We start from the raw sequence: 23,265 nt of genomic DNA, 5'->3' as shown, positions 1-23,265 counted from the left end.
CTCAATCCTTTTTTATTTTATCATCAATCAGTTTTCTCAATTTCTTCAATTCATCATCAGTAAGATCTGTTTCTTCAGTAAAGAAAGAAGCAAACTGGGAGGCAGAGTTATCGAAAAAGGATTTGATCATTCCATTCATTCTTTTAGAGAAATAAGCTTTCTTGCTCACTTTAGGATAATATTCTCTGGATCTACCTATCTGCTCATAAGCAACAAAATTTTTATCCTGCATTCTTTTAAGCAAAGTTGCGATAGTCGTCGTAGCAGGTTTTGGATTAGGATAAGCTTCGATAAGTTCTTTCATAAAAGCTTTCTCCTGTTTCCAGAGCAATTGCATTAGTTCTTCTTCAGCATTAGAAAGTGACATAGTAAAGATATTGATTCTCTACAAATGTAGAATAAATATTTAACTCTACAAGCGTAGAAGTAATTAATTATAAAAAAACCCTCTGTGAATCAGAGGGTTTAATGTTTCTATGACCAGGGATCATCGTCGATCTCTTCACCTAGCTGACTAATTTGGGTGCCCTTGTAAAGTTTTCCATCTTTCAGCTCCCACATCGCGACAAAATGCGCCAACGGCATTTCCTCTTCGGGGTTTTCTATAGTTCTTACGAAATATGTAAAATGAATAGCAGCTTCATTCCCGCTGGAGATGATCTTTTCAGTCTCAGCCCGCAATGATTCGTATGATTCTGAAATCTCTTTCGTAATCGCAGAAATACCTTCTAAATTTAATTTTCTGAATCCTGTAGTACCGTACCAGCGTAATTCAACATCTGGATGAAGATATGCCTTCAGCACTTCTTCATCTTTATAGAAATTAGATTCGTAAAATTTGGTTACAATATCTTTAGTCTCTAGATCCATAAATCTTATTTTAATTTTTTGACAATCTCCGGCAATTGTTTGATCGCCGCATATTCTCTGAGTTTTGTTCGTACTTCACCAAAAGGCGTGCCCCAATAGGTTGTGCCAGGTGTAGTATCTTTTGAAACTCCGCATTGTGCCATAAGAACCGTTCCGGTAGCAATTCGAATATCACTTCTAATTCCAACCTGTCCCCAGATCGTGACATCGTCTTCTACGATTACACAACCGGCTATTCCAATTTGAGATGCTAATAAACAATTTTTTCCGATAACAGTATCATGCCCGATCTGAATTAAATTATCAAGCTTAGAACCTTCACCAATTGTAGTATCTCCAGTAACCCCGCGATCTATCGAACAATTCGTTCCTATCTCTACATGGTCCTGCACTACTACTCTACCACCTGATAATAATTTATCGAATCCTTCTGGTCTCTTTTTATAATAAAAAGCATCACCGCCCAGTACCGTTCCACTATGGATAATCACATGATCTCCAATCACACAATTATCACCGATGGTAACATTTGCGTGGATAAGACAGTTCTTACCAATGGAAACATCATTGCCAATAACAGCATTAGGTTGCACAATAGATCCTTCGCCGATCTTTGCAGATTCTGCGATAGTAGCATTTAGCTTCTCGAATGGTTTAAAATAGCGTGTAAGCTTATTGAAATCGCGAAATGGGTCTTCAGAAATTAGCAAAGCTTTCCCATCTGGACAGTCCACTTCTTTATTAATAAGAATAACAGTCGCTGCAGAGTTAAGTGCTTTATCGTAATATTTAGGATGATCTACAAAAACGATATCTCCCGGATTCACCACGTGAATCTCATTCATACCCAGAACAGGAAAATCTGCATCACCTACATACGAACAATCAATAAGATCTGCTATCTGAGATAGCCTATGTTCTTGAGGGAATTTCATAGATTACTCCTTAATTCTCTCTTTGTAAGTACCTTTTTCGGTTTCGATCTTGATCTTATCACCTTCATTGATAAAAAGAGGAACATTCACCTCATAACCAGTTTCTACGGTTGCTGGTTTTGTAGCATTTGTAGCGGTATTTCCTTTTAAACCAGGTTCTGTATGAGTAACTTCTAACACTACACTTCCGGGCATTTCTACTGAAAGTGGCATGTTATCTTCAGTATTAATAAGAATTGTTACCACTTCGCCTTCCTTCAAAAGCTTCGGCATATCCAGAGCGTTTTCAGTAAGTCTAATTTGTGTATAATCTTCAACGTTCATAAAATGCCAGAACTCGCCATCTTCATATAGGAACTGAAATTTATGAGTTTCAACTCGAATATCTTCGATCTTATGCCCTGCGGAAAATGTGTTATCAAGAACTTTTCCTGTAGTAACACTTTTTAGTTTAGTTCTAACGAAAGCCGGACCTTTCCCTGGTTTTACATGTAGAAATTCGGTAATCTTATAAATATCGTGGTTGTAACGAATACATAAACCGTTTCTGATATCACTGGTACTAGCCATAAGTTTTTAGTTTGAGCTGAAGTATCCTTTCATGATACCTCTTTGTGAGTTTTTAATAAATTCTAATATTTCGTCCCTTTCTGCGGTTGCCTGCATTTCAGCTTCAATGATCGCTACCGCCTGGGAATTATTGTAATTCTTCTGGTATAATATTCTATAAATATCCTGAATTTCCCTGATCTTTTCGGTAGAAAAACCTCTTCTTCTTAGTCCGATAGAATTGATACCTACATAACTTAGAGGTTCTCTACCCGCTTTTACAAATGGCGGAACATCTTTTCTAACCATAGATCCACCGGTAACAAATGCATGTTTTCCAATGCTACAAAATTGCTGAATCGCTGCCATTCCCGCGAGAACTACATGATCCCCAACGTTTATATGACCTGCAAGCGTACTATTATTTGAAAAGATACAATTATCTCCTACGATACAATCATGAGCAACGTGGCAGTAGGCCATAATCCAGCAATTGTTCCCAATCACTGTTTTCATTCTATCTGTAGTTCCTCTGTTTATGGTAACACATTCCCGAATCGTTGTATTATCACCTATTACAGTAAGAGTATCTTCATCATTAAATTTCTTATCCTGAGGCACCGCAGAAATTACTGCACCTGGAAAAATACTACAATTCTTACCAATACGTGCACCTTCCATGATGCTAACATTGGAACCAATCCAGGTACCTTCTCCAATCACTACATTATTATGTATGGTCGCGAAAGGTTCGATCACCACATTCTTGGCGATCTTTGCTCCCGGATGCACATATGCTAAAGGTTGGTTCATAGTTTTTATTTTGATTTTACAATTTGTGCCATAAGGATGGCTTCAGTCGCTAATTGTCCGTTTACATAGGCATAACCCTGCATCTGGCAAATTCCACGACGTATAGGAGCCAGTAACTCCAGCTTAAAAATTAAAGTATCCCCAGGCACCACCTGTCTTTTGAACTTCACATTATCGATCTTCATAAAGAAAGTTAGATAGTTTTCAGGATCCGGAACCGACTTTAAAGCTAATATTCCACCGGTTTGAGCCATGGCTTCCACCTGCAACACACCAGGCATTACTGGTTTCCCAGGAAAGTGACCAACAAAAAATGGTTCGTTCATCGTCACATTCTTCATCCCAATCACGTGAGTATCTGTCAGCTCATAAATCTTGTCTACTAATAGAAACGGTGATCTGTGCGGCAACGTATCCATGATATCATTCACATCCATAAGTGGCGGTTGAGAAAGATCGATTTTAGGTACATTATTACGCTTTTCAGCTTTAATAACCTTGGCTAATTTTTTAGCAAATTCAGTATTGATATAATGACCAGGTTTTGTGGCAATGATTTTACCTCTAATCCTTGTCCCTGCTAGAGCCACATCCCCAATAACGTCCAGTAGTTTATGTCTTGCTGCTTCATTTGGATGATGTAATGTTAAGTTATCCAGAATCCCATTTGGTTTTACTGAAATATCATCTCTATCGAAAGCTACTCTCAACTTCTCAAGAGTATCTTCACTAATCTCTTTATCTACATATACGATCGCATTGTTTAGATCGCCACCTTTAATAAGGCCATGCTCCAGTAAAGTTTCAATTTCATGCAGAAAACTAAATGTTCTGGAATCGGCAATTTCAGTCTTAAATTCTGAAATATGCTCTATGGAAGCATTCTGAGTACCCAGTACTTTGGTTCCAAAATCGACCATGGTTGTTACCTGATATTCATCTGCAGGCATAAGGATGATTTCAGATCCATTATCATCACGATAACAAATAATATCGGTCACTACGAATTCATCTCTATCTTCTTCCTGTTCTTCAGTACCAGCTTTCTCTAAAGCTTCTACGAAAAATTTGGAAGAACCATCCATTATTGGTGGTTCCGGAGCATTCAGCTCAATATATAAGTTATCTATTTCGAGACCTACACAGGCAGCAAGTACATGTTCCGAAGTCTGGATCGTAACACCTTTCTTATCGAGGTTAGTTCCACGCTGAGTATTTACAACGTAATTTACATCTGCCTCTACTTCAGGAGATCCTTCAAGATCTGCTCTTCTAAATACATAGCCCGTATTTACAGGCGCTGGTTTAAAAGTCAGCGTTACTTCTTTTCCAGTATGCAGGCCAACGCCTTCAAGAGAAATCTCTTCCCTTATGGTTCTTTGTTTTGAAACCTTATTAGCCATTATTAATCTTTTTTTCCAGTTGGTGAATTAATTTCATTGTTTTCGGTAGGTTTTTAAAATGTATGTAGGACTTATTGTAATCACCATAACCAAACGCTGGCGACCCCTGAAGCATCTCATCATCCTTGATGTCTCTACCTATACCTGATTGCGCCTGTATTTTCACACGGTCTCCAATCGTTAGATGCCCGGCGATTCCTACCTGTCCTCCAATAAGACAGTTCTTTCCAATCTTTGTAGATCCGGCAACACCAGTTTGTGCAGCAATAGCAGTATTCTCTCCTATTTCTACATTATGTGCGATTTGTATATGATTATCCAGTTTCACACCTTTTTTGATAATCGTGGAACCTAAGGTTGCGCGATCTATAGTCGTTCCCGCACCAATGTCCACATGATCCTCTATAATAACATTCCCTATCTGCGGAACCTTACTGTAAGCACCAGTTTCTCCCGGACTAAATCCAAAACCATCAGCACCTACTACAGCGCCACTGTGAATAGTTACATCGTTTCCTATGATACTTTCAGAATAGATCTTCACTCCTGCAAAAATAGTTGTGTTATCACCTATCTGCACATTATCACCTATGTAAGCATTCGGATAGATCTTGACATTTTCTCCCAGTTTCACCTGTTCTCCTATATATGCAAAAGCGCCCAGATACAGTCCGTCACCATGAGTAGCAGATTCAGCAATAAAACTAGGATTCTCAATTCCTGACTTATTTAGCTTGATCTGGTTATAATATTCAAGTAAAGTTGAAAAAGCCTTGTAGGCATCCTTTACTTTTATTAATGTAGTGTTTACCGGTTGCTCAACCTCGAAGTTTTCGTTAACGATCGTAACGCTCGCATTCGTGGTATATAAAAAGCTATTATATTTAGGATTACTTAGAAAAGTTAGTGAGCCTTCACTCCCCTCTTCTATTTTAGCAAGTTCAGAAACTTCGGCTTCAGGATTTCCCTCCACCTTACCTTCCAATATCTCGGCAATTTGTTTTGCTTTAAATTTCATTCTGGCAAAAGTAAAAAAAATGAACTAATCTTTAACTTTTGGATAACACATATAGTATTTGGTCACAGTATTTGTAAGAGCTTTGAGATTAAACTGGTCTGAAACCTTTACTACGTCACATATTTTACCATTTTTATGTAAAATATTGATATTATCCTTTTCTCGTTTATAGGCAAGATTTGCGATTTCGCCATCAAAAACAAAGTAGGATGCTTCCTTTTCTGAAATATTATATTTCTTTTGAAGCGCTATTTTTCGCTGATCCAGCTTTTCCTGGGAAGGTCGTTTCTTTTTGATCTTACTCTTCAGAAGTTTCCTGTTAATGATCATTTCGCACAAATTGCTGAGTACAAAATCATCTGAATACATCCACTCCTTCATTGCAGAGATCACATCATTATCATCAAGCCTCGAAAACATCTCAAGGGTATGCTGATCGAAATTATGTCTTTCTACTTTATTCTGAAGAAAATACAATAGACTACCACTTGCATGTAATTGATGCCCCTCGCCTATCAATTCCTTTGCACGCTTTAAAACACGTATAAGTAATTGCTCTGCCACCAGGCTGGTTTTATGCAAATATACCTGCCAGTACATTAAGCGTCTACCTATCAAAAATTTCTCTACAGAATATATACCTTTCTCCTCAACCACCAGTTCGTCATTCACCACATTCAACATGGTAATAAGGCGTTCACTATTGATATTACCTTCTACGGCACCGGTATAGAAACTATCGCGTTTTAGATAATCAAGACGATCCATATCCATCTGACTACTAATTAACTGATTCATAAATTTGCGATCGTAACTTCCTTTAAAGATCTGAATTGCCAGAGTTAAACTTTGGTTAAATTCAGTATTCATTTGCTCCATGAAAAGCAGTGAAATGGTCTCATGATCTACTCCTTCTACCAGGCTGTGTTCCATCGCATGACTAAAAGGACCATGGCCAATATCATGCATCAAGATCGCAATAAGCAAAGCTTCTTCTTCCTCTTCTGAAATTTCTACGCCTTTAATCCTGAGTATTCTAACTGCTTTCAACATTAAGTGCACACAACCAAGAGCATGATGAAACCTGGTATGATGTGCCCCTGGATAAACCAGATAGGATAAACCCATTTGGGAAATTCTACGCAATCTCTGGAAGTAAGGATGCTCGATAATCTTAAAGATCCGTTCATTAGGAATGGTAATAAAACCGTAAATTGGATCGTTTAATATTTTGAGTTTAGTTTGTGAAGCCAAGCTTTTATAATCTAATGTTCAAAACAAAGATACATATATGAACTTAGCCCCGGTAATAAGTTCTATTTCAATTATAATGGTTCTCTTCGGAAGCCATAAATAATCAAAATTATGACGATAAAGATATTATGGGTCGACGATGAAATTGACCTGCTAAAACCACATATATTATTTCTTCAGAAGAAAAACTACGAGGTTCAAACCTGTAAAAGTGGAACTGAAGCGCTTGAACTCATCGAAGAAGAAAATTTTGACATCATATTCCTGGACGAAAATATGCCGGGACTTACTGGTCTGGAAACCCTTGCTGAAATTAAAGAGCGTCGGGAAACTGTTCCGGTGGTCATGATCACAAAAAGCGAGGAAGAGTATATCATGGAAGAAGCGATTGGTTCTAAGATCGCCGATTACCTTATTAAACCAGTGAATCCTAACCAGATATTATTGAGTCTTAAGAAAAACTTGGATCACTCCCGACTCATCTCTGAAAAGACAACTTCCAACTACCAGCAGGAGTTTCGGAAAATTGCTATGGAATTGTCTCAGGTGAATTCCTACGAAGAATGGGTATCCTTATATCAGAAATTGATCTACTGGGAAATCCAGTTAGAAGAAATTGAAGATTCTGGTATGTTCGAAATTCTGGAATCTCAAAAACAGGAAGCAAATAACCAGTTCTTTAAATTCATTTCAAAGAATTACGAAGATTGGTTTCAGCAAGGTGGTGAGCCTCCAGTGATGTCTCATACGTTATTTAAGAAAAAGATTTTGCCAGAAATTAAACCTGGAGAACCAACGTTGCTGGTTGTGGTTGACAATTTAAGATATGACCAATGGAAGTCACTGGAACCAATTATAACGACACATTATAAGAAGGAGAAAGAAGATGCTTACTTCAGTATTTTGCCAACTGCAACACAATATGCCCGAAATGCGATTTTCTCTGGAATGATGCCAAGTGAAATGGAAAAACTTTTCCCAGAATACTGGAAGAACGATACTGAAGAAGGAGGTAAAAATTTACACGAATCTGATTTTCTAAGGGAACAGCTTAAGAGATTAGGAAAAGACCTGAGGTACGAATATCATAAAATCACAAGTCTCAAAGCGGGAAGAAAGCTGGCAGATAATTTTAAAAGTCAGAAATCCAACGATCTAACGGTAGTCGTTTACAATTTTGTAGACATGCTCTCTCACTCCAAGACTGAAATGGAAGTGATTAAGGAGCTGGCTTCTAATGATAAGTCTTACCGGAGCTTAACCCAGAGTTGGTTTAAAAACTCACCATTATTGGATATCATACAAAAAGCACAGCAACAAGGCTTTAAATTGATCATTACAACAGATCATGGAACGATCAACGTAAAAAATCCTTCTAAGGTCATTGGTGATAAGAACACCAGTTTAAATTTGAGATACAAAACAGGCAGAAGTCTGACTTACGAGAAGAAAGAGGTATTTGCTATAGAGAATCCTAAGTCGGTTCATCTACCAACCATTAATATGAGTAGTTCTTATATTTTCGCAAAGGAGGATTTATTCTTTGCGTATCCTAATAATTTCAACCATTACGTAAGTTATTATAGAAATACTTATCAGCATGGTGGTATTTCCTTAGAAGAAGTTGTAATCCCATTTGTAGTCCTGAACCCAAAATAATCGATAAACGACGTTTTTATACGCTGAACGACACAGTGTAACGCTGTACTTAATTGATTATCAAAAACATACAGCAGTATATCCTTTTTTTATATATCTTTATCATCCCAAATCTGACATATTGAATTTATGGAGTTAACCTACGAACTTCACGAACTGGATCACGCAGTAGATTACATTCTACGTAATGCAAAGAGTAAAACACTACTCTTCTACGGCGAGATGGGTGCAGGCAAGACGACTCTAATTAAGGAGTTATCCAAAGCACTAGGCGTTAAAGACGCCGTTTCCAGTCCAACGTTTTCCTTAGTTAACCATTACGAGTCAGATCAGGGTGCTGTATATCATTTCGATTTTTATAGAATCGAATCAGATATTGAAGCATTAGATATTGGATTTGAAGATTACCTGGATTCTGGAGCATGGAATTTAGTTGAATGGCCACAAAAAGTAGGGAAACTACTTAGTGATGATCATCAAAAAGTGCATCTTCAGGTAGTTTCAGAGAATTCAAGATTGTTAAAGTTAAGTTAACGAAATCAAAATTTCGACGATTTGACACTAATTATTGTTTGTAAGAATATTATTACTTTTGTAGATATTTTATAAACCTGATTTATTAATTTATATTCGTTAAACGATTTATAAACAGATTTAAACTAACATATTTAAAGTTTTTTATGCGATTTTTCGGGTATTTTGTGCCTTGAAAAAGGTCGCAAAGGTACGATTAATGTTTTAACCCACAGGATTTTAAGTTGTTCTATGTTTGTCTCAGAACAAAACGAAACAACCATATTAAAATCTTATATTATGAAACTTAAAGCAGTACTTTTCGCAGCAGCAATTTTTGGAGCAAGTTTTTTTGTAACTTCAACTTCAGATAACGATATTAATAAAGATGAGATCAAGGAACAAGCTGTTCAAAAATCAAAGATCAGGATACCTACTCACGGGTAGTATTATTGCTATCGCAATAGCATTTTCACCATATTTATTCTACATATACGAAATTTTCCCTAACGGACCCGTTTGGGAAAATTTTTTATTTACATATGAAAGTAAATATTATGAGGATGTCATGACAGCTGCTTGGACATATTTTGGAAAAATAACGCCTTTATTTTTATTATTAATCTGGTTTTTCACTTGTAAGCATTGGTGGTATCATGTAATACTTGTGCCAATAGGTATGTATACATTTCAATTAGTAGGTACATTCTATGATGATGTATATTTGAGAACAGATTATATCGACATTAACCAATTAATATATTTGGCTCCTTTTTTCATAGCTATATTATCCATCGTTTATTTAATAAGAGTCAAAATATTTGATCGTGTTTACGGTTATGACCTATCCGAATTAGATGAAACAGAAGTATCAGTATTTTCCAACATTTCCGACAAAGATCGTATGGAAATCAAGGATTTTCAAGAAAATGATGAGAATATCGAACATTCCAATGTACTTGTGGAAGACTACTACCGTAAACTTTAGTTTATACTTTTCAATTCCATTTTAAATTGTAATTTAACTGCTTTAACCAATAACTATGGGCAAACAGCAGGTTTCACCTTTTACTAAAGAACAACTAATTCCGCAGGAAGAAACTCTTGAGATCTACAAGAAAAAGGGTGAATTATTCATAGGAATTCCAAAAGAGACTGCTTACCAGGAAAAAAGGATTTGTTTAAGTCCTGATGCTGTTGCAGCCATCACCGCACATGGACATCGCGTCATGATAGAATCCGGTGCCGGGAAGTGGGCACGCTTTAGCGACAAAGATTATTCAGACGCCGGAGCTGAAATCACGAAAGATACTCGCAAAGTATTCTCCTGCCCTACCATCTTGAAAATAGAGCCGCCATCTCTGGAGGAACTCGAAAATATTAATCCGCAAACAACCATAATTTCTGCGCTGCAAATTAAAACTCAGTGTAAAGAGTATTTTCAGAAGCTGGCAGAGAAAAGAATTACCGCGCTTGGCTTCGAATTCATTCGGGATGATGATGGTTCCTACCCTATTGTGCGAGCATTGAGCGAGATTGCAGGAACTGCTTCTGTCCTCATCGCTTCAGAGATCATGAGTAATCACGCTGATGGAAACGGACTCATGTTTGGTAATATAAGTGGTGTACCACCTGTTGAAGTAGTTATCATTGGCGCAGGTACCGTAGGTGAGTTTGCGACCAGATCGGCTATTGGTCTGGGTGCCAGCGTCAAAGTATTTGATTCTTCCCTCACAAAACTTCGTAATATTCAGGCGAATCTTACTAATACATTTTACACCAGTACCATTCAGCCTAAAAATTTATCTAAAGCTTTAAAACGTGCGGATGTGGTGATTGGTGCCGTTCGTGGAAAGGATCGAAGTCCCGTGCTCATTACCGATAACATGGTACAAAGTATGAAAAGAGGCGCTGTGATCATTGATGTAAGCATCGATATGGGAGGTTGTGTGGAAACCAGCGAGATCACAAGCCATGATGAACCAATTTTCAAAAAGCATAATGTCATTCACTACTGTGTTCCTAATATTCCATCTAGATACGCCAGAACGAGTTCGCTTTCGATAAGTAATATTTTCACCCCGTATTTATTACATATTGGTGAAGAAGGTGGCCTGGAAAATACTCTAAGATTTGATCGCGGTTTACGTAATGGTTTGTATTTTTACCACGGAATTTTGACCAACAAGTCGATAGCAGAATGGTTCAATCTTTCTTACCGTGATATAAATCTCCTGATTTTCTAATTAATGAAACTTATACATCGCTTTGGCTATTTTGGCGTCGGACTATTCTTCGGAATTGTACTATTAATATTTTTTCTGGGTGGTAAAAAAGCTTCCTGCGATTACTCCCCAAATGCACGTGTGCTGAAAAATATTAAGATCAAAGAGAGAAAGTGGTCCAAAGAATCTTTGAGTTTTTTCATGGATCGCGAAATTGACACCTCCTATATTTCTGAAGTACTTGAAAAGGGGGACGTAGATTTTAACTTAAGTGATACTGATGCGAAACCTTGCAATATCTATTATGTTACTGGAACACGTGAAACTGAAGAATTAGAATTCAGAATACAGAATTGTGATAGTGTTGCTACGATTCAGAAAGTAAAAATAAGAACGGCCGAATAAATCGACCGCTTCCTATATTACTCCATGATTTGCTCTGCATGAGCCTTGGTTTTCACCTTCTGAATTACCTCTTCGATCATTCCTTGTTCATCAATAATAAAAGTGGTTCGGTGAATGCCTTCGTATTCTTTTCCCATAAATTTCTTGGGTCCCCAAACTCCGTAAGCTTCGATCACTTCCTTTTCCTCATCTGCAAGTAATGGATATTTAAAATCATACTTATTTCTGAAGTTTTGCTGCCTTTTCTTTGAGTCAGCGCTAACGCCCAGAATGTCATAACCTTTGGCACTCATCGCTTCATAATTATCACTTAAATTACAAGCTTCCGCAGTACAACCAGGCGTGCTCGCTTTTGGGTAGAAAAATAATACCAGCTTTTTTCCTTTATAATCGCTTAAGCTTATCGTGTTCCCGTCCTGATCTTCAGCTTTAAAATCGGGAGCCTTATCCCCTGCTTTTAATGTTGTCATAATTCTTACTTTTGCTTAAAAATAAAGCTTTATGACCAAAAAGGAAAAGGTTCAGTTTGTAATTGATACTCTAAATGAAATTTATCCTGAAATTCCAATTCCCTTAGATCATAAAGATCCTTATACCTTATTGATCGCTGTGTTGCTTTCTGCTCAAAGCACCGATGTGAAAGTCAATCAAATCACTCCTATACTTTTTGAGATCGCAGATACTCCTGAGAAAATGGTGAAATTAAGCATAGAAGAGATTAGAGATATTATCAGACCTGTTGGGCTTTCTCCCATGAAGTCCAAAGGCATACATGGGCTTTCCCATATTCTTCTGGATAAGTACAATGGACAGGTGCCAAAAAGTATAGAAGCTCTGGAAGAACTTCCTGCGGTAGGTCACAAAACTGCCAGTGTAGTAGTAGCACAGGCGTTTAATATTCCTGCTTTTCCAGTTGACACGCATATTCACAGACTTATGTATCGCTGGAATCTTACGAACGGAAAAAACGTGGTGCAAACAGAAAAGGATGCAAAAAGACTTTTTCCTGAAGATCTCTGGAATCGACTTCATTTGCAAATAATCTGGTATGGGAGACAGTATTCTCCGGCACGCGCCTGGAACCTGGATAAGGATATTATCACTAAAACGATTGGTAGAAAAAGTGTAATTGCCGAATATAATAAGAAGTTAAAAAAATAAAACCTGCCAGTAATGACAGGTTTTTGTTTAGTTCAGAAGTGTTTCAAACTTCATGTTTCGATATTCCACAACGTTTAGGGCTTTGGAATAACTGAGCAAAAACTCAATCGTTTCCTTTGCTGGACGTGGTTGAACATTTTTTTCTTCTTTCGAAGGTTTTTTAAAGTAGAGTTTCCCCATGTGCCGTTATTTTTTGGTATTTATAAATTAACGGCATTTACTTCATAATATTGCGAAATTAGTTTGTTAAGATCAAATTTCGTTTCTCAATGATCTTTCTAAGATTGATCAAAGCGTAACGCATTCTACCTAAAGCGGTATTAATACTAACTCCTGTTCGATCTGAAATCTCCTTGAAACTCATGTCTTTATAAATCCTCATAGTAAGGACCTCCAATTGATCCTCCGGAAGCTCTTTAATAAGTTCCTGAACGTCTGACTCGATTTGATCCTTGATAATCTGGGTTTCTGCATTTAGATCACCATCGCTTAGTACGGAGAAAATATTGAAATCCCCACTATTGTCAAATTTGGGCATTCTCTTATTTCTTCGGAAATGATCAATGACAAGGTTATGTGCAATTCGCATTACCCACGGAAGAAATTTACCTTCCTCGTTATACTTACCTCGCTTTAGAGTACGAATCACTTTAATGAAAGTATCCTGAAAAATATCTTCAGAAATATCTTTATCATAGACCTTTGAGTAAATAAAACTGTAAATTCTTTGTTGGTGACGGCTAATAAGTGTTCCTAGCGCGTTCTCGTTTCCTTCCAGATAATCACGTACAAGTGAGGCATCGGTGACCTTAGTGTTATTCATACCAGTTACTTTAAATTTCAGGAACAGATCCTGAGGTTAGGTTATTTAGAGTTTAAAAGTAACTGTGCTTTATAGGCGTATGAATTTTGGTTATGCACCAAATATAGCAACTTAAATTTGAGAAATGCAAACAAAAGCTTAATATTTTAACAATACTATAGGCTTTTCGCGGCTTTCTTCTCCGCTTGATAATGAGTAACTTTGCAGCCTTATCAGAGATAGAATGACCGTAGATATAGCCAACGTTGATCCCAAGAAAAATATCATTATAAAAGGTGCAAAGCTGCACAACCTTAAGAATATCAATGCCATAATTCCCAGGAACAAACTCGTGGTTATTACAGGTCTATCCGGTTCAGGAAAGTCCAGTCTTGCTTTTGATACGCTTTATGCAGAAGGTCAACGGCGCTATGTAGAAAGTCTTAGTTCTTATGCTCGACAATTTCTTGGTAGATTGAATAAGCCTAAAGTCGATTACATCAAAGGTATCGCTCCGGCAATTGCTATAGAACAAAAAGTTAATTCTACTAACCCCAGGTCTACTGTTGGTACTTCTACGGAAATCTATGACTATCTAAAATTATTATTTGCCAGAATTGGTAAAACCTATTCCCCAGTTTCCGGAAACGAGGTTAAGAAAGATACTGTTACAGATGTGATCAATTATGTAAAAGCCTTTCCTGAACGTGAAAAATTGCTTCTTCTCGCCCCTATTCACCTGGAGGAAGGACGTAAGCTGGAAAATAAAATAAACGTACTGGCTCAGCAGGGATATAGCAGGATAAAACTAGGTGATTCAGTCGTGCGTATCGATGAAACCGATCTATCTAAAGCAAAAGTTGAAGATACTTTTCTAGTAGTAGACCGGATTATCACAAAGAATGAAGAAGACTTTTTCAACCGACTGGCAGATGCTGTTGAAGCAGCATTTTTCGAAGGTAAAGGCGAATTATTCATCGAAAAATTATCAGATAACAGTTCGACACACTTCAGTAATAAATTTGAGCTGGATGGAATCAACTTTCTGGAACCAAACGTCCATTTATTCAGCTTTAATAATCCCTATGGAGCCTGTCCGAAGTGTGAAGGTTACGGCGATGTTATAGGAATTGATGAGGAACTTGTGATTCCAAACACAGGTTTATCTATTTACGAAAATGCGATCTTCCCCTGGCGAGGTGATAGTATGAGCTGGTATAAAGATCAACTGATCAAGAACTCTCATAAATTTGATTTTCCTATACACAAACCATATTTTGAACTAAGTGATGAGCAAAAAGAGCTGGTCTGGAATGGAAATCAGTATTTCGAAGGCTTAAACCAGTTTTTTGAGTTTCTGGAGAGTAAGGCATACAAGATTCAGAATCGGGTGATGCTTTCAAGATATCGTGGTAAAACCAGGTGTTCCGTTTGTAAAGGAAAACGACTTAGACAGGAAGCGCACTATGTAAAAATAAACGGACTCAACATCACCGATCTTGTAGAAAAACCTCTGGATAAGGTTCGAGCATTCTTTGATGATATTACTCTGGATGAATACGAAGAGAAAATTGCAAAGAGATTACTGCAGGAAATTAGAAACCGACTTCAATTCCTTTCCAATGTAGGTCTGGATTATCTAACCTTAAATCGAAAATCCAATACACTTTCTGGCGGGGAATCACAAAGGATCAATCTTGCCACCTCTCTTGGCAGCAGCCTTGTTGGTTCCATGTACATTCTGGATGAACCTTCTATTGGATTACATCCTAAGGATACGGAGAAATTAATTGGTGTATTAAAGCATTTACGGGATCTTGGAAATACGGTCATTGTGGTGGAACATGATGAGGAGATTATGAATGCTGCAGATGAGATCATCGATATTGGACCGGAAGCCGGAACCAATGGCGGTCACGTGGTTGCTACGGGTAATCTTAAACAAATTCTCAAATCTAATTCTCTTACTGCGGAATATCTTAATGGTAAGAAAAACATTGAAGTTCCCGAAAAAAGAAGAACCTCTAAGAATTTTATCAAAATACTTGGGGCAAGGGAGAATAACCTGAAGAATATAGATGTCGAAATCCCATTAGGAGTTTTTACTGCGATCACCGGAGTTTCGGGAAGTGGAAAAAGTACATTGGTCAAAAAGATATTTTACCCAGCCATTCAGAAAGAATTAGGAGGTTATGGAGAGAAAGCAGGACAATTTTCAGGAATCGAGGGCAATTTTAAAAATCTTGGCAGTGTTGAGTTTGTTGATCAAAATCCTATTGGTAGATCATCAAGATCGAACCCGGTAACCTATATAAAAGCATATGATGATATTCGAAATCTATTCTCTTCCCAGAGACTCGCGAAATTACGTGGTTTTCAGCCGAAGCATTTTTCTTTTAATGTAGACGGCGGAAGATGTGAAACCTGTAAAGGTGAAGGTGAAGTTACTATTGAAATGCAATTTATGGCAGATGTTCATCTCGAGTGTGAAACCTGCAATGGTAAGCGTTTCAAAAAAGATGTGCTTGAAGTAAGCTTTCATGATAAGAATATTGATGATGTTCTAAATATGACTATCGATGATGCAACAGCATTTTTTGAAGATCATGATCAGGATAAGATTGTTAAAAAGCTGAAGCCTTTAAAAGATGTCGGTTTAGGATATGTGCAATTAGGACAAAGTTCTTCTACTCTTTCGGGTGGTGAAGCTCAGCGTATCAAGCTGGCCTCATTCCTGGTTAAAGGAACTACCAAAACCAAGGCACTTTTCATTTTTGACGAACCAACTACCGGCTTGCATTTTCACGATATAAAGAAATTATTAAAATCTTTCAATGCTCTCATATCTAAAGGACATTCGGTAGTAGTTATTGAACACAATATGGATCTTGTAAAATGTGCAGATCATGTGATCGATCTTGGACTGGAAGGTGGAGAAAATGGTGGTTATTTAATTGCCACAGGAACTCCCGAGGAAGTTGCTAAAAATAAAAAATCAGTTACCGCACCCTATCTTTCAGTAAAATTGAATTAGACATAATACGCTGTATTTCAATAATTTGAATTGTATCCAGAGGCTGGATAAATAAGTCGTATGCAGTATTTCCGGGTTTTGGCATGAGCTTTGTATTTAGATAAGAAATGTTCTTAATTTAAATACTACTACTATGAGAAATCTGACCTTATTTATCGTTTGCCTTTTTATAGGATGGTCAGTTAGCGCTGAAAATCCGCATTCTGAAATATCCAAAAGTACTACCTACTCCAATTTTTTCAATGATTCTTTTATTTTTATTGAAGGTGGTGTTGAATTCGCGGTTTATCCAAATGGAGAGTTCGATTTCTTCTATAATCCAGATTTCCGAAGAGGAAATGCAGTAAGAATTTCTACACCTAACGTAAATATTAGTTATAACTCTGGTTACAATTACGAACCATTTATTCAATATGATGATTATGGCGCTGTAATCCAGATCGAAGATGTTCCGGTCTACTACGATTATTATGGTAGAATCATCCAGGCTGGAAATATTGTAATGGACTATAATCGCTATGGAATGCTTGCTAATGTTGGTTCCTTAAGATTACATTACAACAATCTTGGTAGAGTGATTCAACGAACAGGTTATATAAACAGTTATAACCGCCATTATGTTCGCAGACCATGGCATTCTTATTATCGTCGTCCATCGGTTAATGTTAGTATTGTATTTAATCAGCCATACCGGGCTTATTATCAGCCACATCGTGTAAGCTACAACCATTATACAACGGTTTATAATAATTATTACAGTACACATAAACAGAAAAGAAACTTCTACAGACCTTCTCAGCGTGTTGCTCAATATCACTACGGAAAGCAAGTAAAACAAAAGCGTGATCTTGCACAATATCGTGGTCGTACCAGTAAAAGCGATCAATTAGTTCGTAACAGACAACAAGCGGCTAGATCCAAAGCTTATGAGAATCGATCTAATTCAAGAAGCAATAGAATTAGCACTGCTGAAAGTTCTCCTATTAAGAATAACAGGTCTAAGGACTACGGAGCGAGATCTGAAAGAAGTACAAATTCAAAAGGCCGTGTATCTTCAGATAGTCGAAAAACTAGTTCCAGGACGATGGATAGAAATTCTCGATTAGATACCAGGTCTTCTAATGACAGAGTTCAAAAAACCAGTCGTTCAACATCTGTACGAAACACTGAAAGGACTCCAAAAGTTCAAAATAAAACTCGTTCTGTTGAAAGGAATACAAGAGCTCAACGTCCAACCAGACAGAAGTCTGAGTCGACCAGAGCAAGATCTTCGAGCAGGTCAAAGTCTTCAGTGAACGAAAGAAAAAATAATTCTTCAAGAACTAGAAGTTCGGCACGAAATATGAATAATATATAACAAATGACAAGTTCATAATTTAATTTTTTGGTTGGTTAGTTAGAAAACCCCTGATGCTGCCTTGCGGATGGGGTTTTCTCGTTTATGACAATTTCAGAAACTTGTCGATCATCGTATTGATTTCCGAAGAAACCTTAGAGAAATAGATGATTAGTCCGTAGATAAGCCCGGACATTAAAACTTTTAAACATATATTCAGTATTGGTAGCGTCGAGATATCGATGTAATAAAAGCCAGCCGTTAAGACAAGAGTTAACAATAACATCAACCAGGTAGACTTCGAAAAAGGCTGAATTTTAAACTTGATGTAGACCAGGAATATTTTGGAAGTATTGTAAATAAAGAAAGCCAGAAAACTTGCAATTGCAGCACCCTCGAGTCCGAATTTTGGAATAAGTAAATAATTCAGGATAAATGCGAGGAGTACAAGGATGACACCTATACCGAGGACAATTCTATAATAATCTGAATTGAATAGAATGCTATTGTTATTCCCCAATAAGTTATCGTAAAGTTTAACGATTGAAATAAGAATTACAACAAATACTGAAATTTGATATTGCTGCGGAATAAGTTCATATAAGGCTTCTACGTTCGTGATTATCCAGATGAAGATCAACGCGCTAATAATTAGAAGGTTAAGCGAACTTTTTTGATATAGGTTTTTCAATCCTGCTTTATCTTTCGTATTCAGCATTTCGGCGGTCATTGGATGCGTGATCTGATGCATTGCTTTTTGTGGGACGGAGATCACGGTTGCGATATAGACAGCAATTCCGTAGATCGCAACATTCTCGATAGGCATGTAATATTCAATCATTACTTTATCAAGATCCAGCAACACGGTAGCTACCGAAGCTGCAATAAGTATTAATGCGGAATACTTAAGTAATCTAGATAGGTTTTCAGGAGCTTGCAGGCTAATTCTTGGTGGATGTAAGGAAAAAGCATACAATGCCATTACAATCATCCTAAATACGAAAACGCCAGAGATCGCATAGATAAAAGTCGGAATGCTGATCCAGTCTTTATAAACCATAAGCAGGAGACCACTTATGCAAAATCTATGAAAGACCTCTTTCATGAAATTACCAAAGCTACTTTTATAGTAGATCTTAGACCAGGCAAAAAAGACTTCAAAATACGCAGTTGCGAATGCGATCAGGAAAATTAGCCAGACATAAGGTTGTATGAGTTCATTCTCCCCTTTAAAGTAGTCCAGTAATTGCGAATAAAAGAATAGTCCCGCTAAACCTATGAGTAGAGCCGCAAGTGCTGGTAGTAAAAGCATTAATGTTAGTAAGCGATCCTGTTCTTTTCGTGTTTTGTAAGACGTAAAGAATTTGATTAGCGTACTGTGTACCCCAAAAACCAGAAACGGCCAGATAAGATTTGCTGCAGATAGGAGAAAACTTACCAATCCGTAATATTCTTTAGTAAGAAAATAGGTGAAAAGAAATAATGTATTTACAGCTCCAATGGCAAAACCCAAATAGGTTGTCACCATATTTTTGATGGACTGATTAATAATTATTCCCATTAGATCTTTTTGATTAAATCTGCCAGCTCACCTGTAAGCTCTCTACGACGATATTTTGAAATATCACTAGTGATTTGCTTGACTCCCTGTGCCTCTTTTTGATAAAACTGATCCAAAATCCAGGATTTGACCTTTTCTTTGTCACTATATAACAAGTAAGTTCCGCTCTGTGAATCCAGAACCATTTTACCTGCTTCCCAGCTTACGGGACCTATGGACAGAATTGGTTTTTTAGCAGCAAAATATTCGAAGATCTTACCTGGTATGATTCCCCTGGTTTCTACACTGTCAATTTCTAAAAGTAATAGAATCGAAGCTCGATTTTGTAATTCCAGAGCTTCTTTATGACTAACATAGCCTTCAATTTGGAGATACTTCTGAAGTCCCAATTCAATGATATTTTCCTTTACTTCAGAACTTATTTTTCCTGCTAATCGAATTTTTAATTTATTCCTGAAGTCCGGAACATCCTCTACAATTTCTGCGATCGCCTTCCATAAGATTTCAGGACTTCTACCTGAAAGTAAAGAGCCAATATGAGAAATCTCAAAATAATCTGAAGTGATTGGCTCCTCCTGAAGCTTATCGAAACCATTCGTGATTACGCGAATAGGTCTGGTGGTTTTAGATTCAAATTCAGCTTTTGTTGTATGGCTGGTAGTGATGATATGATCAGCTTTATTGAGCACCTCAGATTCAAGGTTCAGGTGCTTTTGTCTACTAGACTGAGTGAGTTTAAGTTTTTTGTGATAACCAATCTCTGTCCAGGGATCTCTAAAGTCGGCAATCCATTTTATGCCCACACTTTTCTGGAGTGCCAGACCAATCAAATGCAGACTATGCGGAGGTCCGGTTGTTATAAGAACATCAAACATCTCTTTCTCCAACACCAACTTTAAATATCTCACCGAGGGTTTGATCCAGAATTTTCTGGCGTCCGGGATAAAAAAGTTTCCGCGAACAAATAACATCAACTTCTGGATGGCACTTTGCTCCTGCTCTTTGGCTATAATTCCAGAACTTATAGTTTTAGAATCACCTTTAGAAAAAATCTCTGCAACTTTATATGGTTCAAAAATTGGTTGCTTTAATATTCGGATTCCTGTTGGGATTTCATCAACTAAACTTTTATCTAAAAGTGGGTAACCTGGATTTTCCGGAATATATACAACAGGTTCAATATCAAAATCTCTTAAATAAGTTACGAATTTCAACCAGCGTTGAACTCCCGGTCCTCCGGCAGGTGGCCAATAATAAGTAACAATAAGAGCTTTCTTCATTCAGAGATTTAAATTTGGTCACGATTTTTCAGCTCGTATCCCAGACCACCCAATAATATCAAACCAAATAAAATAGAACTTATAAGAACAATCGTACTTCCGGTTTCCACTACCTGAGGTTCAAATTTAAAAGTGATATCGTGAATCCCTGCAGGAACATTCATAGCTCTTAATGTATAATTCGCCTGAATATGATCAACTTCCTTTCCATCGATATAAGCCTGCCAGCCGGGTTGATAATAGTTTTCAGAAAAAACGATAAACTGAGCGGTATCTGCTTCGTATTTGTATTTAAGTTCATTCGGCTTCTGTGACACCAGATCTATTTTAGCGCTGGAACTATATACAAATTCATTGCTTACCTCGTCTTTAAATTCAGAATTAACAACAGCGGTGTTCATCAGGTTAACATCCTTCAGAATTTGAATTTCCTCGTTCTGGGTTTCCACCCATTTGATCGTTTCTACCGCCCAGGCATTTCCAAAAGCTTGCGGATTCTGCTGCGCCTGTACACCATTTTCCGTAGGAACAATAAAATACTTCACATTGAGCATGCTCAGAATTTCCATATCATTCTTAGCGATGTAGAAATCGAACAGATCCTGTATTCTGCCCGGTTTGGCAGCGTGATAACCACCTAATGCATTGTGATAATAAGAAGTCCTTCCTGTATTAAACGGACTTCCGGAAACATCAAACACGCGATAATGCGTAGTATCCTCCAGGATCTGATCATCTGCAGCATAACGCTCGTATGGCTGATCGATCTTTCTGGATTGCACAAAGTCATCACTATTTACATAACGCCTGTCCACTCCAATTAAATCGACAAGTATCAGCACTGCAAAACCTGCAATTAGTAGATTGGACTGCAGTTTATTCTTAAGATATGCCCAGATCAAACCAACTCCAATACCGGTAAAAAGTAAAGATCTCATCACATCACTGAAGAAGATATCTTTTCTATCTTCCTTCAATGCATTAATAAAATCCATACCGAACTGTTCCCTGTACAACGAGTCGTTAGCACCGGCAAAATCGAATACTGAACTCAGCAGTAAAAAGAAGATAAGCAGGCCTCCAGAAATAAAACCTGAATATTTTAGAGCATTTAATTTTTCTTCCGAAGATATTTTGTTTGATAGTAATTTATGCAGTCCTACAATCGCTAATAAGGGTAAACATAATTCCAGCAGCACCTGAATCGATGACACTGCGCGGAACTTATCATATAATGGTACATAGTCTATAAAAAAATTGGTGATAGGATTGGAACCAGCAAACCAGTTTTTTCCCCAACTCAGGATCAATGCAAGTATACTAACACCAACAATCCACCATTTTAATCTTCCTTTTATAAGAAATAAAGCGAAAATGAATAAAAAGATGACACTCGCTCCTATGTATGCAGGTGCGCCAACAAATGGTTGATCTCCCCAGTAGGTTGGAGCCGATTCTGCAAAATCTTTGGCCTGAGCCGGTGCAGCTCCAAGTTTTAAAATAGCATCGTATAAATTGGAATCGCTACCAATATTTTCTGAACTACCTCCACCAAGTAATCGAGGAACCATCAAATTGAAACTCTCTAAAATTCCATAACTGTACTCCGTGATATAATCGTAGCTAAGACCCGATTCTGTTTTAGCAGCGCCGTCTGGTCCAATACTTAGATCTGACTCTCCCCTGGTGCTGTAACTGGCATATTCACTGGTAGCAAGCAAGCTCGTTGCATTCATAGCCAAGGCAAGAACCACCGCAAGAACCATAACTCCGAGTGATTTGAAATAATTACCTACCCATGCTTTTTTAAACGCATCTATAAAGTATACGATACCAAGAACTATAACCAGAAGCAACAGGTAATAGGTCATCTGGAAATGGTTTGCCTGGATCTCAAGGGCCATCCCAACACTTAAGAGCAGGAAGCCCCACACATTTCTATTTCTAAATATTGAAATGATACCGGCAAGTACAATGGGCATATACGCAATGGCATGAGCTTTGGCATTATGACCAATTCCAAGAATAATTATGAGATAAGTGGAAAAACCAAAAGCGAGTGAGCCTACAAAGGCAACCCGGTAATCTATCTTTAAACAAAGGAGTAAAATATAAAAGCCAATAAAATAAAGAAACAGGTAGTCTGCTGGCCGGGGTAAAAACCTCAAAGCAGAATCGAGCTTCTTAATATAGTTATGCGGATAGTAAGCTCCTAACTGGAAGGTTGGCATTCCTCCAAAAGCGGAGTCTGTCCAGTAAGGTTCTTCTCCCGTTTGTTCCCTAAAGTCATTCTGCTCCTTGGCCATCCCGATATACTGAATGATATCGCTTTGATAAATTTCCTTTCCCTGTAGAACAGGATGAAAGTAGAATAGGGATAAAACAACAAATCCTGCCAGGACTAGCAGGTGTGGTATGAATTTCTTAATATCAGGCATTCACGAGTC

General features: G+C 37.5%; 22 protein-coding genes. 9 read left to right on the top strand and 13 right to left on the bottom strand.

All coding sequences use genetic code 11. From position 1 onward, the window contains the following. Nucleotide 1 precedes the first annotated feature (1 nt). The 8 genes from JM79_RS07985 to JM79_RS07950 form a co-directional block, all read right to left on the bottom strand. Nucleotides 2-367 carry a BlaI/MecI/CopY family transcriptional regulator gene (locus JM79_RS07985; protein ID WP_141877645.1) on the bottom strand — a complete coding sequence of 122 codons (366 nt, stop codon included), beginning with the start codon at nucleotides 365-367 and terminating at the stop codon, nucleotides 2-4. A gap of 107 nt (nucleotides 368-474) precedes the next feature. Then, on the bottom strand, nucleotides 475-870 hold the full coding sequence (locus JM79_RS07980; RefSeq protein WP_141877644.1) for a nuclear transport factor 2 family protein: 396 nt from the start codon (nucleotides 868-870) through the stop codon (nucleotides 475-477). Nucleotides 871-875: 5 nt separating this feature from the next. Further along, nucleotides 876-1,805: a UDP-3-O-(3-hydroxymyristoyl)glucosamine N-acyltransferase gene (locus tag JM79_RS07975; RefSeq protein WP_141877643.1), complete on the bottom strand. Its 930-nt coding sequence runs from the start codon at nucleotides 1,803-1,805 to the stop codon at nucleotides 876-878. Between the two features lie 3 nt (nucleotides 1,806-1,808). Then, nucleotides 1,809-2,375 carry an elongation factor P gene (gene efp / locus JM79_RS07970; RefSeq protein WP_141877642.1) on the bottom strand — a complete coding sequence of 189 codons (567 nt, stop codon included), beginning with the start codon at nucleotides 2,373-2,375 and terminating at the stop codon, nucleotides 1,809-1,811. 6 nt (nucleotides 2,376-2,381) lie between these two features. Then, entirely contained in the window at nucleotides 2,382-3,167 is a 786-nt protein-coding gene (gene lpxA, locus JM79_RS07965) for an acyl-ACP--UDP-N-acetylglucosamine O-acyltransferase (RefSeq protein WP_141877641.1), read from the bottom strand. A 5-nt stretch (nucleotides 3,168-3,172) separates the two neighbouring features. Continuing rightward, complete coding sequence (locus tag JM79_RS07960; RefSeq protein ID WP_141877640.1) at nucleotides 3,173-4,570, bottom strand: bifunctional UDP-3-O-[3-hydroxymyristoyl] N-acetylglucosamine deacetylase/3-hydroxyacyl-ACP dehydratase; 1,398 nt, start codon at nucleotides 4,568-4,570, stop codon at nucleotides 3,173-3,175. Next, complete coding sequence (gene lpxD, locus JM79_RS07955) at nucleotides 4,563-5,588, bottom strand: UDP-3-O-(3-hydroxymyristoyl)glucosamine N-acyltransferase (protein WP_141877639.1); 1,026 nt, start codon at nucleotides 5,586-5,588, stop codon at nucleotides 4,563-4,565. Before lpxD ends, JM79_RS07960 begins: the two co-directional genes overlap by 8 nt. 24 nt (nucleotides 5,589-5,612) lie before the next feature. Then, a complete protein-coding gene (locus JM79_RS07950) occupies nucleotides 5,613-6,842 on the bottom strand; it encodes an HD domain-containing protein (protein ID WP_141877638.1) in 1,230 nt (409 codons plus the stop codon). A gap of 108 nt (nucleotides 6,843-6,950) precedes the next feature. Here JM79_RS07950 and JM79_RS07945 point away from each other — a divergent pair, with 108 nt between their 5' ends. From JM79_RS07945 to JM79_RS07925, 6 genes are all read left to right on the top strand, one after another. Further along, the gene (locus JM79_RS07945) at nucleotides 6,951-8,501 is read left to right on the top strand and encodes a PglZ domain-containing protein (RefSeq protein ID WP_141877637.1); all 1,551 of its coding nucleotides are present in this window, start codon (nucleotides 6,951-6,953) and stop codon (nucleotides 8,499-8,501) included. 129 nt (nucleotides 8,502-8,630) lie between these two features. Continuing rightward, nucleotides 8,631-9,035 (top strand): tRNA (adenosine(37)-N6)-threonylcarbamoyltransferase complex ATPase subunit type 1 TsaE, encoded by a 405-nt coding sequence (gene tsaE / locus JM79_RS07940; protein ID WP_141877636.1) that lies wholly within the window; start codon nucleotides 8,631-8,633, stop codon nucleotides 9,033-9,035. Nucleotides 9,036-9,314: 279 nt separating this feature from the next. Next, nucleotides 9,315-9,461 (top strand): hypothetical protein, encoded by a 147-nt coding sequence (locus JM79_RS16125; RefSeq protein ID WP_185739469.1) that lies wholly within the window; start codon nucleotides 9,315-9,317, stop codon nucleotides 9,459-9,461. A 121-nt stretch (nucleotides 9,462-9,582) separates the two neighbouring features. Continuing rightward, entirely contained in the window at nucleotides 9,583-10,002 is a 420-nt protein-coding gene (locus JM79_RS07935; RefSeq protein WP_260443400.1) for a hypothetical protein, read from the top strand. Nucleotides 10,003-10,057: 55 nt separating this feature from the next. After that, nucleotides 10,058-11,260 carry an alanine dehydrogenase gene (locus JM79_RS07930; protein ID WP_141877634.1) on the top strand — a complete coding sequence of 401 codons (1,203 nt, stop codon included), beginning with the start codon at nucleotides 10,058-10,060 and terminating at the stop codon, nucleotides 11,258-11,260. 3 nt (nucleotides 11,261-11,263) lie between these two features. Continuing rightward, the gene (locus JM79_RS07925) at nucleotides 11,264-11,644 is read left to right on the top strand and encodes a DUF4258 domain-containing protein (RefSeq protein ID WP_141877633.1); all 381 of its coding nucleotides are present in this window, start codon (nucleotides 11,264-11,266) and stop codon (nucleotides 11,642-11,644) included. A 17-nt stretch (nucleotides 11,645-11,661) separates the two neighbouring features. Here JM79_RS07925 and bcp read toward each other — a convergent pair whose 3' ends face one another. Beyond that, nucleotides 11,662-12,114 (bottom strand): thioredoxin-dependent thiol peroxidase, encoded by a 453-nt coding sequence (gene bcp, locus JM79_RS07920; protein WP_141877632.1) that lies wholly within the window; start codon nucleotides 12,112-12,114, stop codon nucleotides 11,662-11,664. Nucleotides 12,115-12,145: 31 nt separating this feature from the next. Between bcp and nth the strand changes: the two genes are divergently transcribed. Beyond that, entirely contained in the window at nucleotides 12,146-12,805 is a 660-nt protein-coding gene (gene nth, locus JM79_RS07915) for an endonuclease III (RefSeq protein ID WP_141877631.1), read from the top strand. Nucleotides 12,806-13,043: 238 nt separating this feature from the next. On the opposite strand, the gene JM79_RS07910 is transcribed toward nth, so the two are convergent. Beyond that, entirely contained in the window at nucleotides 13,044-13,628 is a 585-nt protein-coding gene (locus JM79_RS07910) for a sigma-70 family RNA polymerase sigma factor (protein WP_141877630.1), read from the bottom strand. A 223-nt stretch (nucleotides 13,629-13,851) separates the two neighbouring features. Here JM79_RS07910 and uvrA point away from each other — a divergent pair, with 223 nt between their 5' ends. Then, complete coding sequence (uvrA, locus tag JM79_RS07905) at nucleotides 13,852-16,641, top strand: excinuclease ABC subunit UvrA (RefSeq protein WP_141877629.1); 2,790 nt, start codon at nucleotides 13,852-13,854, stop codon at nucleotides 16,639-16,641. Nucleotides 16,642-16,774: 133 nt separating this feature from the next. Beyond that, the gene (locus JM79_RS07900; RefSeq protein ID WP_141877628.1) at nucleotides 16,775-17,998 is read left to right on the top strand and encodes a hypothetical protein; all 1,224 of its coding nucleotides are present in this window, start codon (nucleotides 16,775-16,777) and stop codon (nucleotides 17,996-17,998) included. A gap of 82 nt (nucleotides 17,999-18,080) precedes the next feature. Here JM79_RS07900 and JM79_RS07895 read toward each other — a convergent pair whose 3' ends face one another. Genes JM79_RS07895 through JM79_RS07885 form a run of 3 tightly spaced genes read right to left on the bottom strand, consistent with a single transcriptional unit; the run spans nucleotide 18,081 to nucleotide 23,256 of the window. Continuing rightward, a complete protein-coding gene (locus tag JM79_RS07895) occupies nucleotides 18,081-19,538 on the bottom strand; it encodes a polysaccharide biosynthesis C-terminal domain-containing protein (protein WP_141877627.1) in 1,458 nt (485 codons plus the stop codon). Continuing rightward, entirely contained in the window at nucleotides 19,538-20,818 is a 1,281-nt protein-coding gene (locus tag JM79_RS07890) for a glycosyltransferase family 4 protein (RefSeq protein ID WP_141877626.1), read from the bottom strand. The genes JM79_RS07895 and JM79_RS07890 overlap by 1 nt, the downstream gene beginning before the upstream one ends. Before the next feature lie 8 nt (nucleotides 20,819-20,826). Continuing rightward, nucleotides 20,827-23,256, bottom strand: coding sequence for a YfhO family protein (locus JM79_RS07885; RefSeq protein ID WP_141877625.1), 2,430 nt, complete (start codon nucleotides 23,254-23,256; stop codon nucleotides 20,827-20,829). Nucleotides 23,257-23,265: the final 9 nt, after the last annotated feature.

Source organism: Gramella sp. Hel_I_59 (assembly GCF_006714895.1).
Lineage (GTDB): Bacteria > Bacteroidota > Bacteroidia > Flavobacteriales > Flavobacteriaceae > Christiangramia.
The sequence above is the reverse complement of the archived record's forward strand: the minus strand, read 5'-3'. Positions and strand labels throughout refer to the sequence as shown.